The organism is Bacillus sp. FSL W8-0640, from assembly GCF_038007725.1.
In the GTDB taxonomy this organism is placed as follows: Bacteria; Bacillota; Bacilli; order Bacillales; family Bacillaceae_G; genus Bacillus_A; species Bacillus_A cereus.
In genome coordinates this window covers 2,840,451-2,853,377 of sequence record NZ_JBBOXT010000001.1, presented here as the reverse complement: position 1 = coordinate 2,853,377, position 12,927 = coordinate 2,840,451, and the positions used below count along the sequence as shown (strand labels likewise).

The following is a 12,927-nucleotide window of genomic DNA, read 5'->3' as shown; positions in this document are numbered from 1 at the left end:
ATGGTTTTTTAATTCAAAGAAATGGATATTTAATTATTAAATTACTCTTGCATATTTTGGAATATGATTATACAATATCGATATACGATGTATCGTAAGTCGATATATCATAAGGCGATGTATTGGAGGTAGTTATAATGAATGGGAAGGCGCAAAAATATATTCCGTTAACTGAGGCGACATATTACATATTGTTATCACTAGTGAAACCAATGCACGGATATGGAATTATGCAAATGGTAGAAGAGATGACAAATGGGGAAGTAAAGCTCGGTCCTGGTACTTTATACGGGAATACGACGAAATTACTTAAAGAAAAATTAATTGTTGAAGTTGCCTCTACAGATAGAAAGAAGTGCTATGAGTTAACGGCGTTTGGGAGAGAAGTGTTAGAGCTAGAATATAACAGATTGCAGAGATCTGTAAGGAATGGAAATAGTATATTAGGGGAGTGAATGGAAGATGGAGACAAAAAGGGTATTTAAATTTTTTACGGCATGGAATTTAGAAAAAGAAGAAGCTTTTTTACGAAAGATGCATCAGCAAGGTTGGGCATTACAAAAATATAATTTAATGTATACGTTTCAGAAAACTGAGCCAAAAGATGTAATATACAAAGCTGATTTTAGATTGGTTTATAGAGATTCGAAAGAACAACAACAAGAGTATTTCGAAATATACGAAATGTCAGGTTGGAAACGCGTAACAAGTTTCACAAGATGGAATTATTTTTGTAAAGAGGTAGAAGAGGTTAATGAATTGCCTGATATTTACTCAGAAAAAGAGACGAGGATACAAAAACTAAATGAATTATTGCTATTCCTTGTTATTATATCAGCAAGTATATTACCATCAATGTATAACCTATTTTTAAGCCCGATGGAATCAAGATTGCCAATGTGGGCGAAAGTTACGACAGGTCTTTCAGGTTGTATGTGGATGTACTTTTTTATAAGACTCTCTTGGAAAATCAAAAAATTAAAAAGTGAAATATTATAATAAAGAGTGGAGTTTAAAAGAAGTTGATGAGAGGGAAAACCGAGATCAACTTCTTTTGTTTCTATATAAACGTAATTTGCTCACTCTTTTTTACATAATAAAAACTATGCAATTAAGGTGTAGAACTACTAGTTAAGTATTAAAATCTTATAACCAAATAAAAATCATAAATGAATAAGAAATGATTCTTAATAATAAACCACTAGTTAAAATGATCCGAAATCCTAAATATTAATATTACTTGATGTATTGCCCTTTTTTGAATATTAGAAAAATAGTGCGAAGTTTAACATATAATAAGGAAGAAATCCATTTTTAATTAACTTATTAAACGAAAAAATCCCTTATAGAAAAATCTATTTCTATAAGGGATAATCATGTTTTTATTAGAAAGACTGATTTTGAGCAGGTTTAATAAATTGTTCTGGGTTTTCAACAAGCCCACATACAGCGCATTGGACACGGTATGTAGGTCCTTGATAGGCCATATGAAAAGCATTCATCGTTTCATTTGTGTATTCTTCTTCTACTTGACCAGTTTGTGGATTTAATTTGACTGGTTTTACTTGTTGCTCAAGAATATTAAAGCGGGTACGGTTTGTTTTACAACTTGGACATAGCATTGGTTCCATATGTATACACCTCCATTTGTATCATTTCTTAAAATCTTTAATTTTATGCAAGCAAAAAACTTTCTCAATATAAATAGGTGTTTAATGTATTTAAAATTCAGAAAAAATAAAATATAATAAAAGTACGAACTGGTTATGTCCAAACCAAATCTCCTGTTTTATGCCAATAAGCTGGGGGGCCGAGAAATCGGCCTCATTTTTTTGTGCTCGTTACTATAAGAAACAAGGTTTTTATGAGACATTTGTCGAAATTTTAGGGATGGATATAAAGGGGGATGTAAAATGAATTTGAAAATGAAGTACATCATTTTATATGTAGAAAAGTTTGAGGCATGTTTAAGGTTCTATAAAGATATTTTACAGTTACCTATAAAAGCAGAGCACGGAACATATATTGAATTTAATACTGGAACTACCATTTTAGCGATGAATACGCGGCAAGATGTGAAAGAATTAACAGGACTACCGCTTACAGAAGGTGAATTACAGTCTTCCCATTTCGAGTTAGGATTCGTTGTTGAGAATGTACAAGAAACGATTGAGCAATTTAGAGAGCAAGGTATTAAGGTTTTAGTTGAACCAATTGTGAAGCCGTGGGGACAAACAATTGCCTACATTGCTGATCCAGATGGAAATTATATTGAAATTTGCAGTTCATTAGAATAGAGGGAGAAAGAGAGATGGGATTTCCGAAACTAGAAACAGAACGTTTACGACTAAGAGAACTTACACTATTAGATGCAGAAACGCTGTTCCAATATTTCTCGAAAGAATCAGTTATACGTTATTTCGGAATGGATTCTTTTGAAAATATTGAGCAAGCGAAAACAACGATTCAAACGTTTAAAAATCGTTATGAAGAGGGCAGTGTATTTCGCTGGGGAATCGAGAAAAAAGGGACGGGCCAATTAATCGGAACGTGCGGATTTCATTTAATTAATAATCATCATAAACGAGCTGAAATTGGTTATGAATTAGACGATACATATTGGGGACAAGGGTATGCAACGGAAGCGTTACAGGCAATTTTAACTTACGGGTTTGAAACATTGCAACTTATTAGAGTTGCTGCTGTTGTATATGTAGAAAATAAAGCTTCTCAAAAATTATTAAGTAAAGCAGGATTTCAAGAAGAAGGATTACTTCGAAAACATATGATTCAAAATGGAGTTGCTCATGATACCATTTTATATTCTTTATTAAAAGAAGAGTGGAAGAAGTAATGAGTACAAACGAACTTATAACGATTATGAAGAAGCATAGGGAAAATAGATTCATTTTAGGTATAGATGGTTTAAGTCGATCTGGAAAAACAACATTTGTAGCCAATTTAAAAGAAAATATGAAACAAGAAGGCATTCCGTTTCATATTTTCCATATTGATGATCATATAGTGGAGCGTAATAAACGATATCATACTGGATATGAAGAATGGTACGAGTATTATTATTTACAATGGGACATTGAATGGCTAAGGCAGAAATTTTTTCAAAAGCTACAACACGAAACAAAATTGAAATTACCTTTTTTTCATGAAGAAACAGATATATGTGAAATGGAAAAAGTACAGATTCCTATTGTAGGCGTAATTGTTATTGAAGGAGTTTTTCTGCAGCGAAAAGAATGGAGATATTTCTTTCATTATATGGTCTATTTGGACTGTCCAAGAGAGACAAGGTTTCTACGTGAGAGTGAGGAGACACAGAAGAACCTTTCAAAGTTTGAAAATAGGTATTGGAAAGCAGAGGATTATTACTTAGAAACGGAATTGCCGAGGGATAGGGCGGATTTAGTCATCCAATGATTTGAAAATAGAAGGTGAATAGAATGAATATTTTATGGGATTTTGATGGGACGTTATTTGATACGTATCCTGCATATACAATAATGCTTTCTGAAATATTAGGTGACTCAGTAGAAAAACAAGAAATATACAAAAACTTAAAAATATCATACTCTCATGCAATTCAGTATTATAATATTTCATGCGAGCAGGAAGAAAAGATTAAAGTTTTGAAGGGAAAATTCACGCCAAAAGATATGAAACCTTTTGCAGGTGTCGAAGAGGTTTTGAAATTTGCAGATAAAAATGTGATTATGACCCATAAACATAGGGCAGGAGTTATGGACATTTTAAAATATTACGGCTGGGAAAAATACTTTGTAGATATGGTTACAATTGACGATGGCTTTCCCCGAAAGCCCAACTCTTTAGCTTATAATCATTTACATAAAAAGCATAATATTGATTTAGCTATTGGAGATAGAGAATTAGATTTATTACCTGCAAAAGAATTAGGTATTTCAACATGTATGTTTCAAGGTAATTGTGATGTAGCGGATTATTCTTTATCACATTACTCGGAGTTTTTTAAGGTAGTGAGTGATAGAGAGTTTTCTTTATAAAAGAAGTTATTAATAAAGACTGAATCTTTTATTTTAAAGGTACAGTCTTTATTTTTTAGAACTCTTTCATTTTATTCCGCATTAACGGGCAGCCTGATTGCTTCAACTAATAATCAGTGGAGGGTGAACAAAACCTCCACTGATTAAAGTTTCACTTTATTTTCTGTATATAATAATTACTAGAGATTAAAGGATAATCGTCCATCTTTATTAAGGAAGTGGCCAGTTTATTTTAACTAAATTATGGTTATTCATGTTAATATGAACTCATAGCTATATAGAAGGGGTGGGGTTAGTATGAAAACTGAAATAGTTCCTAAAAAGAAGTACAGTATAATAAGCTATGCATCTTTACTCATCGGCATTTTGTGTTTTCTATTCGTTTTTATAACGCCAACAAGGATAGCCAATGCAGGTAATATAGTTGGGGATTATATTACAATTGCCCTGACAGGTGTAGGTATCATGCTTTCAATAATCACAATGACGAAAAGAACAGAGAAGAAGGGAATTGCTATTCTTTCATTAATACTGTCCTCATCATTTTTTATATTTTGGATCATAGCAATTATCCTATTGTTTACTGGTCAAATTAGTTTTGCGCCGTAATGTGTAATAAAAAGAGTCCTTCTCGTATGATATCGGGTTCAGTTACGGGAGAGAAAATATAAAATAACACACAAATTAGGGATGTAAATCACATATGATTTAGCACCCTTTTTTTATTGTTATTATAGTGTTTAAGCACTTTTATATAGTTAAATAGTGTTCTAAATAAAAAGATAAATGGAAAATTTATGTTAAAATAGTTGTAGAGATTATGAAAAAATGTTCTTAAACTAACAGTCAGGTTACTTTAAGAAGGTTTTTTCAAAGGAAATGGTAAATATCATATTTTGAAGGGGTGATTGCAGTGGAGTAAGTGATTTTTTTAATCTTAGTTAAATACTTTGAAGGAAGGCATTTATAACTATGAATACAAAACTAATAATAGTAGAAGGGTTACCTGGATTTGGAAAATCAACCACTGCAAAGCTAATAAATGAAATTCTAAGCCAAAATAAAATTGAAGTTGAACTATTTTTAGAAGGAAATTTGAACCACCCAGCCGACTATGATGGTGTATCTTGTTTTAATAAATTTGAGTTCGATAGATTATTATCTAACAGTGGGGATTTTAAAGAAGTGCTCCTTAAGAAAGTTCTAAAAAAAGGAAGCAATTATTTATTACCATACAGAAAGATAAAAAATGAGTTTGGTGACCAGTTTTCGGACGAATTATTTAACATTATTTCTAAAAATGATATATACGAATTACCATTCGATAAAAATGTTGAATTAATTGCTGATAAATGGAATGACTTTGCTGAAACCGCTCTAGAAGACAATAAGGTTTATATCTTTGAATGTTGTTTCATACAAAATCCATTAACTATTGGGATGATTAAATATGGTGAACAAAAAGAAAAAATAATAAATTATATAATGAAAGTTGCAAAAATCATAGAGAATTTAAATCCAATGTTATTGTATGTAGAACAAGATAATCTTGAATTTTCATTTAGGAAGGCGTTAAAAGAAAGAACTCCAGAATGGTCCACAGGAATTATTGACTATTACACTAACCAAGGCTATGGAAAAGAACATAACCATTCAGGTATAGAAGGAGCGATAAAAGTTCTTGAAGCTAGAAGGAATTTAGAATTAGAAATATTCGATATGTTAAAAATGAAAAAAGAAAAAATCAATAATACAAAATATGAAATTGACTCATATAGGTCAATGTTAAAAGATAAGTTAGCCATACAAATGGTGAAATAGCTTTTTACACTAACTGGTGCTTTAGTTGAATAAGGAAATAAAAACGCTCAGAATATCTTCTGAGCGTTTTAGTTTGTTATTTCTAATGGTTATTAGCATTTTTCTCTTCCTACACTGAACCCATTACTCATATGAAGGACTCTTTTTACTCGGTATCTTCAGGTTGATATTCTAAAATATCACCCGGTTGGCATTCTAATGCTTTACATATTGCTTCTAAAGTTGAAAAACGGACTGCTTTTGCTTTTCCATTTTTCAAGATAGAAAGGTTAGCCATTGTAATTCCAACCTTCTCCGAAAGTTCTGTTACACTCATTTTTCTTTTTGCTAACATTACATCAATATTAATAATAATTGCCATATTATTCACCTCAGACCGTTAAATCATTTTCTGATTTTATATCTATAGCATCTTTTAATAGTCTTTGGAGAACGGCAGCAAAGACCGCGATTACCATTGAAGAAAAAATCATAATCATTCCGATAATAATAATGCCAGGGGCATCATCTCTCTCTGCCACGAGATAAAAAAGTGGCATACCTAATACATATAATACACTAATTGCCAATGCGCTGTACTTAATATTTTTTAAAGCTTGAACAGATAGCTCTGAGAATGCGTTATTTTTATCAATATAGTTTAAAAGCTTAAATGTTTGGTACAGTGCGAAGTAATAAGGTATTGCTGTTGCGTATAAATTGATAAATACAAGATATTTAATATATGCAATATCTGGATATAATTCTGCGGCAAAATTTCCTATTTTAGGGACTAAAAAAATGCACATAGCAAGAACGGGGATTCCGATTAGAATTACAACGGTCTTTAAAAAGAGTGTGGATCCTTGTTTCATAAAAAGCACCTCATTTATTTAATATCTTATTAATTTAACATGAAATTTATTGTTTAACAATAAATTTTTATTTCTTTTAATCGAGGATTTATTGTTAAACAAGTAATTAATGAAAAGGATGTTAAATCTTTTTTATAAGATAAATGATACATATCGATATTTAATTAAAGAAAGAGAAAGTAACTATTGTTAGCTTTATGAGAATTGGGAACTAATAAAACATATATAGGTTTTGGTATGGAAAAGGAAATAAGGTGTATTGAAATGAATGCAAAGTTTATGGAGGAACAATCATGTTGAATTATGGTGTGAAGATGAAAAAGTTACTATTAGTGGGAGCTATAATAGTAAGCGTATTAAGTACGGAAAGTATGATGAATTATCATGCGGCCAAAGCTAAGGTGAAAAAAGTAGAACACCAGCCTAAAAATATAATTATGATGGTTATGGACGGAACGAGTTCAACGGCGACAACATTGGCTCGCTGGTATAAAGGGGCACCGCTTACGTTAGATCAAATTGTAACAGGAGGTGTTCGTACGTTTTCGGCGGAATCAGCTATTACAGACTCAGCGCCAGCAGCAACAGCTTTAGCAACTGGAAATAAATCGAATTCAGGATATGTAGGTATATTACCTTCTATTGTAAGTTCGCCTAGCTTACAGCCAATAAAAGAAGAAGAAAAGTTACGGCCGGTCGCAAACGTATTAGAAGGCGCAAAATGTACTGGTCGTGCAACTGGCATTGTTGCTACATCTGAAATTCAGCATGCTACTCCGGCCGGATTCTCTGCTCACCATGTCAATCGCAAACATTTTGACGTAATTGCGAAGCAGCAAGTATATCAAAATATAGATGTCGTATTAGGCGGGGGAAAAGCGGCGCTGTTACCTATGAAAAGTAATGGAATCCGAAAAGATGGTGAAAATTTAGTAAAGGTGATTCAAGACAAAGGATACGATTTCGTTGAAACGAAAGATGCGTTATTGAACTCCAAATCTAATAAAATTTGGGGCTCTTTCTCACATCATGCTCTTGCGTTTGATATGGATCGTATAGCAACAAATCCAGAACAACCAACACTTTCTCAAATGACAGAAAAAGCAATTCAAACATTATCAAAAGATAAAGATGGCTTCTTTTTATTCGTAGAAGGTAGTAAGCCTGATTGGGCAGCCCATGCTAATGATCCAATTGGGATGATTAGTGATGTATTGGCATTTGATGAAGCGGTAGCAAAGGCGTTACAATTTGCGAAGAAAGATGGGGATACGATGCTCATCGCTTTAACTGATCATGGTAACAGCGGCATCTCTATAGGGAATAGGAATACGACAAAAGGATACAATACTACACCGGTTTCTGTATACATTGATCCATTGAAAAAGGCGAAAATGACACTTGAAGGAACTATAAATAAACTGAAATCTGATTTATCAAATGTAGAAGATGTAGCTAAACTATACGGTTTGGATAATCTAACTCATGATGAAAAAGAACAATTAAAAGTGGCAAAAAAGAAAATGGATGTAGGACGAATTTTTACTACATTATTGGCTAATCGTGCAAATATCGGCTTTACGACAGGAGGACATACAGGTGAGGATGTATTCTTACATTCTTATGGACCTCAAAAACCAGAAGGCTTAATCCAAAATACAGACATTGCGAAGACGATGGCGAAAGCGATGGGCTTTAACTTAGAAGAAGTAACGAATAAAATATTTTTAGAGAGTGAACAAGCCTTTAAGAAAATCGGTGCAACTGTAACAGCCGACAAAACCGAAGGAGCAAACCCGTTACTCGTAGTAAAACATAATAAAGTAGAAGCACAATTATTTGGTAACAAAAATATAATTCGTATCAATGGTAAAGGGTATGAATTAAGAAGTATTATTGTAGAGAGTAATGGAAAGTGCTATGTACCAGAAGAAGCAATTCAACTATTTGTAAAGCATTCTCGTTAAAAAATTGCCAACCAGTTAAGTTAACTGGTGGCAATTTTTTGTGTTTATTCTAAATATAAGTGTTCGAATTGTTTTGTGAATTTTTCCATATGAGGCTTGTATAAATGTTAAAGGGAAATTATATTTTTTTCTTACATTAAAAAATTTCGTTTTGTAGAATAAGAAGTTATACATATAGTAAAGTCTAATGAGTTATCAATTAATATTTACGAAAAATATATTAATACTTTAGAATTTCTTTAATGTTCATTGTTTTTTATTTAAGGTTATCCGTTATATTTATAATATGTTTATTTCAATTTATTGTATTGAAGCTCAGTTTTATATAATTATAAAGCAATCATCAAAATAAAATCTCCACTAGAGTAAATTTATTGTTTTTTTGCGGAAATTATTATGCAGCTAAGAAAACTGTAGTTTATTGAATTAGAAATATATTAGAATTTACTTGAAGAAAGAGAGAGGGAATAAAATGAATATAGTGCACTTACGTCCTAAACAGCGGTCTAAGTATCGCATTATGCTAGGGAAGTGGTATTACTCTACAAAGAGGTACATTCAGTGGTTGGCAGACGGAAAAACATATGCAAAAAGGTTCCAACAAGAAAAGCTACCTTGTACAGCAATTCAGCACCGAACGATATTACTTCGTAAGCTCAAAAATGTAGATATGTGGTATCAACAGAATAAGGTTGTTAATTTGAAAATTGCTGTTAAAAAACTAAATGGTATCGTCATTAGACCGGGAGAAACATTTTCTTACTGGCGTTTAATAGGTAAGCCAACGAGGAAAAAAGGGTATGTAGAAGGTATGGTATTACATTACGGATCTTTTCAAACAGGTATTGGAGGAGGTCTTTGTCAGCTTTCGAATTTAATATATTGGATGACTTTACATACACCACTGACAGTAACAGAACGATATCGTCATAGCTTTGATGTCTTTCCTGACTCTAGGCGCACTCAACCGTTTGGGAGTGGGACGACTTGTTCCTATAACTATTTGGATTTACAAATTAAAAATGAAACGGACCAACTGTATCAACTTCACCTTTATATGACAGATGAACATTTAGTTGGTGAATGGAGAACAGTCTATCCGCAACTTTATCAATATGAAGTGTATGAGAAAGAACACTCAATTCAACCTGCATACTGGGGCGGTTATATACGACATAATGTGATTCAACGTAAAGTATATAATCAACAGAAACAGTTAATAGAAGATCAATATGTAACAGAGAATCACGCTATAATGATGTACGAACCACTATTAGCTTGTAATAATGAGAATAGTGAGTAATATGGTAATCCATAGATTAAATAGTATAGAAAATATTTAATTCTTATTTTTATTAAAAAAGTATGAATCCCAGATTTACTGGATTTTGATTGTAACTAAGAACATATAAAAGTTCACTGTTATTTATAGAAGAGTCTGTTTGTTTTTATATCTTATGTATTTCACCCTGCATAAAAAATATTTCTCAACATTTTATTTGTTGAAAAAGATTGAATATTCGTATTATAACGAATATTATGTTGTTATCGGCAAAAAACGATAATTTGCAGACACTGGGGAGGAAATACATTGAAAAAGAAAAAGAAAAAGAAAAAGAAATTAAAACCATTAGCGGTATTAACAACAGCAGCAGTACTAAGTAGTACGTTTGCTTTTGGAGGTCACGCAGCGTATGCTGAGACACCAACATCATCTCTACCAATAGATGAGCACTTAATACCGGAGGAGCGTTTGGCTGAAGCGCTAAAACAACGGGGGGTAATTGATCAATCTGCATCACAAGCTGAGACTTCAAAGGCTGTCGAAAAATATGTTGAGAAAAAGAAAGGGGAAAACCCTGGGAAAGAAATCTTAACAGGAGATAGTCTTACGCAAGAAGCCTCTGACTTTATGAAAAAAGTAAAAGATGCAAAAATGAGGGAAAATGAACAGGCGCAGCAGCCTGAAGTAGGCCCAGTAGCTGGACAAGGTGCAGCATTGAACCCTGGGAAATTAAATGGAAAAGTACCTACTACATCAGCGAAGCAAGAAGAATACAATGGAGCTGTTCGAAAAGATAAAGTACTTGTTTTACTTGTAGAATTTAGCGATTTTAAGCATAACAATATTGATCAAGAGCCAGGATACATGTATTCTAAGGACTTTAATCGTGAACATTATCAAAAAATGTTATTTGGTGATGAACCATTTACTTTATTTGATGGATCGAAAATTAACACATTTAAGCAATATTATGAAGAACAATCTGGTGGTAGCTATACAGTTGATGGGACTGTAACAGAATGGCTTACTGTTCCAGGAAAAGCATCAGATTATGGTGCTGATGCGGGTACTGGGCATGATAACAAGGGGCCTTTAGGACCAAAAGATTTTGTGAAAGAAGCATTAAAAGCAGCGGTAGCAAAAGGAATCAATTTAGCAGACTATGACCAATTTGATCAATACGATCAAGATGGTGATGGAAATAAAAATGAGCCAGATGGCATTATTGATCATTTAATGGTTGTACATGCTGGCGTTGGTCAAGAAGCTGGCGGCGGTAAATTGAAAGATGATGCGATTTGGTCACATCGTTCAAAACTAGGTTCAAAACCATATGCAATTGATGGCACGAAATCTTCTGTTTCGAACTGGGGCGGAAAGATGGCTGCATATGATTATACAATCGAGCCTGAAGACGGAGCAGTTGGTGTGTTTGCACATGAGTATGGCCATGATTTAGGCTTACCAGATGAATATGATACAAAGTACTCAGGACAAGGTGAACCTGTTGAGTCATGGTCTATTATGAGTGGTGGTAGCTGGGCTGGAAAAATTGCAGGAACAGAGCCAACGAGTTTCTCGCCACAAAATAAAGAGTTTTTCCAAAAGAATATGAAGGGGAACTGGGCGAATATTCTTGAAGTAGATTATGACAAACTTAGCAAAGGAATCGGTGTTGCAACATATGTAGATCAAAGTACTACAAAATCTAAACGACCTGGAATTGTTCGTGTTAACTTGCCGGACAAAGATATAAAAAATATCGAATCAGCGTTTGGTAAGAAGTTCTATTACAGTACAAAAGGAAATGACATTCATACAACACTTGAGACACCAGTATTTGACTTAACAAATGCAAAGGATGCTAAGTTCGATTATAAGGCATTTTACGAACTTGAAGCGAAGTATGATTTCCTTGACGTATATGCGATTGCAGAAGATGGAACGAAGACACGCATTGATAGAATGGGCGAAAAAGATATAAAAGGCGGCGCGGATACAACTGATGGTAAGTGGGTTGATAAATCATACGATTTAAGCCAATTCAAAGGAAAAAAAGTAAAACTGCAATTTGAGTACTTAACAGATATTGCAGTAGCTTATAAAGGATTTGCGTTAGATAATGCAGCCTTAACTGTAGATGGAAAAGTTGTTTTCTCTGATGATGCAGAAGGTCAGCCTGCAATGACGTTAAAAGGCTTTACTGTGTCTAACGGATTTGAACAGAAAAAACATAATTACTATGTAGAGTGGAGAAATTACGCTGGTTCTGACACTGCGTTACAATATGCACGTGGCCCAGTATTTAATACAGGAATGGTTGTATGGTATGCGGATCAAAGCTTTACAGATAACTGGGTAGGCGTTCATCCAGGTGAAGGGTTCTTAGGAGTAGTAGATTCTCATCCAGAGGCAATTGTAGGGACATTAAACGGACAACCTACTGTGAAGAGCAGTACGCGTTATCAAATTGCCGATGCGGCATTCTCATTTGATCAAACACCAGCATGGAAAGTAAATTCACCAACACGCGGTATCTTTGATTATAAAGGATTACCAGGAGTGGCAAAATTTGATGATTCTAAGCAATACATCAACAGCGTTATTCCTGATGCAGGACGTAAGTTACCGAAGCTAGGACTGAAGTTTGAAGTGGTAGGCCAAGCTGAAGACAAGTCTGCAGGTGCAGTTTGGCTTCATCGATAAAATAAGGTAAAAAGAAGAGAAGCTGCGATAAGTCGGTGAAACTGACTGATTGCAGCTTTTTTCTTCTTGTGAAAAAACTCGCTGTTTTTTATGTACTTATTGGAAAAATATGAAGTTTCTTTGATACATAAAATGCTCCGTCTGTCCAATTATAGAAGCTATTTTGGACGTAAGAAATTTGTAAGTAATGAGTAAGAAAAAAGAGATTTTCATAGTATAAAATATTTATTATAGCTACTTTTAACACCTGATACTAA

At 33.3% G+C, this 12,927-nt stretch carries 14 protein-coding genes; 11 read left to right on the top strand and 3 right to left on the bottom strand.

What is annotated here, in order from left to right; genetic code table 11:
- Nucleotides 1-137: 137 nt before the first annotated feature.
- Entirely contained in the window at nucleotides 138-455 is a 318-nt protein-coding gene (locus N2V80_RS14825; protein WP_001013433.1) for a PadR family transcriptional regulator, read from the top strand.
- A 7-nt stretch (nucleotides 456-462) separates the two neighbouring features.
- The gene (locus tag N2V80_RS14820) at nucleotides 463-999 is read left to right on the top strand and encodes a DUF2812 domain-containing protein (protein WP_000448684.1); all 537 of its coding nucleotides are present in this window, start codon (nucleotides 463-465) and stop codon (nucleotides 997-999) included.
- A 386-nt stretch (nucleotides 1,000-1,385) separates the two neighbouring features.
- On the opposite strand, the gene N2V80_RS14815 is transcribed toward N2V80_RS14820, so the two are convergent.
- Nucleotides 1,386-1,631 (bottom strand): hypothetical protein, encoded by a 246-nt coding sequence (locus tag N2V80_RS14815; protein WP_000433609.1) that lies wholly within the window; start codon nucleotides 1,629-1,631, stop codon nucleotides 1,386-1,388.
- Nucleotides 1,632-1,913: 282 nt separating this feature from the next.
- Here N2V80_RS14815 and N2V80_RS14810 point away from each other — a divergent pair, with 282 nt between their 5' ends.
- The 6 genes from N2V80_RS14810 to N2V80_RS14785 all read left to right on the top strand — a co-directional run bounded on the left by N2V80_RS14810 (nucleotide 1,914) and on the right by N2V80_RS14785 (nucleotide 5,858).
- Entirely contained in the window at nucleotides 1,914-2,297 is a 384-nt protein-coding gene (locus tag N2V80_RS14810) for a VOC family protein (RefSeq protein WP_061655974.1), read from the top strand.
- Between the two features lie 14 nt (nucleotides 2,298-2,311).
- Nucleotides 2,312-2,854 (top strand): GNAT family N-acetyltransferase, encoded by a 543-nt coding sequence (locus N2V80_RS14805; RefSeq protein WP_000506676.1) that lies wholly within the window; start codon nucleotides 2,312-2,314, stop codon nucleotides 2,852-2,854.
- Nucleotides 2,854-3,435: a kinase gene (locus tag N2V80_RS14800; RefSeq protein ID WP_061655973.1), complete on the top strand. Its 582-nt coding sequence runs from the start codon at nucleotides 2,854-2,856 to the stop codon at nucleotides 3,433-3,435. Before N2V80_RS14805 ends, N2V80_RS14800 begins: the two co-directional genes overlap by 1 nt.
- 23 nt (nucleotides 3,436-3,458) lie before the next feature.
- Nucleotides 3,459-4,037, top strand: a complete 579-nt coding sequence (locus N2V80_RS14795) for an HAD-IA family hydrolase (RefSeq protein WP_001024221.1) — start codon at nucleotides 3,459-3,461, stop codon at nucleotides 4,035-4,037.
- 297 nt (nucleotides 4,038-4,334) lie between these two features.
- Nucleotides 4,335-4,646, top strand: a complete 312-nt coding sequence (locus N2V80_RS14790; protein WP_000845547.1) for a hypothetical protein — start codon at nucleotides 4,335-4,337, stop codon at nucleotides 4,644-4,646.
- A 363-nt stretch (nucleotides 4,647-5,009) separates the two neighbouring features.
- Complete coding sequence (locus N2V80_RS14785; protein WP_001093189.1) at nucleotides 5,010-5,858, top strand: hypothetical protein; 849 nt, start codon at nucleotides 5,010-5,012, stop codon at nucleotides 5,856-5,858.
- Nucleotides 5,859-6,003: 145 nt separating this feature from the next.
- On the opposite strand, the gene N2V80_RS14780 is transcribed toward N2V80_RS14785, so the two are convergent.
- Together N2V80_RS14780 and N2V80_RS14775 are read right to left on the bottom strand one after the other, a co-directional pair.
- Nucleotides 6,004-6,219: a helix-turn-helix domain-containing protein gene (locus N2V80_RS14780; protein ID WP_000974619.1), complete on the bottom strand. Its 216-nt coding sequence runs from the start codon at nucleotides 6,217-6,219 to the stop codon at nucleotides 6,004-6,006.
- Between the two features lie 10 nt (nucleotides 6,220-6,229).
- Nucleotides 6,230-6,712, bottom strand: coding sequence for a DUF2975 domain-containing protein (locus N2V80_RS14775; RefSeq protein WP_000809119.1), 483 nt, complete (start codon nucleotides 6,710-6,712; stop codon nucleotides 6,230-6,232).
- Between the two features lie 293 nt (nucleotides 6,713-7,005).
- On the opposite strand from N2V80_RS14775, the gene N2V80_RS14770 reads away from it, so the two are divergent.
- From N2V80_RS14770 to N2V80_RS14760, 3 genes are all read left to right on the top strand, one after another.
- Nucleotides 7,006-8,679, top strand: a complete 1,674-nt coding sequence (locus N2V80_RS14770; protein WP_000935923.1) for an alkaline phosphatase — start codon at nucleotides 7,006-7,008, stop codon at nucleotides 8,677-8,679.
- A 472-nt stretch (nucleotides 8,680-9,151) separates the two neighbouring features.
- The gene (locus N2V80_RS14765) at nucleotides 9,152-9,982 is read left to right on the top strand and encodes a VanW family protein (protein ID WP_061655473.1); all 831 of its coding nucleotides are present in this window, start codon (nucleotides 9,152-9,154) and stop codon (nucleotides 9,980-9,982) included.
- A 288-nt stretch (nucleotides 9,983-10,270) separates the two neighbouring features.
- Entirely contained in the window at nucleotides 10,271-12,670 is a 2,400-nt protein-coding gene (locus N2V80_RS14760) for an immune inhibitor A domain-containing protein (protein WP_061655472.1), read from the top strand.
- Nucleotides 12,671-12,927 lie beyond the last annotated feature (257 nt).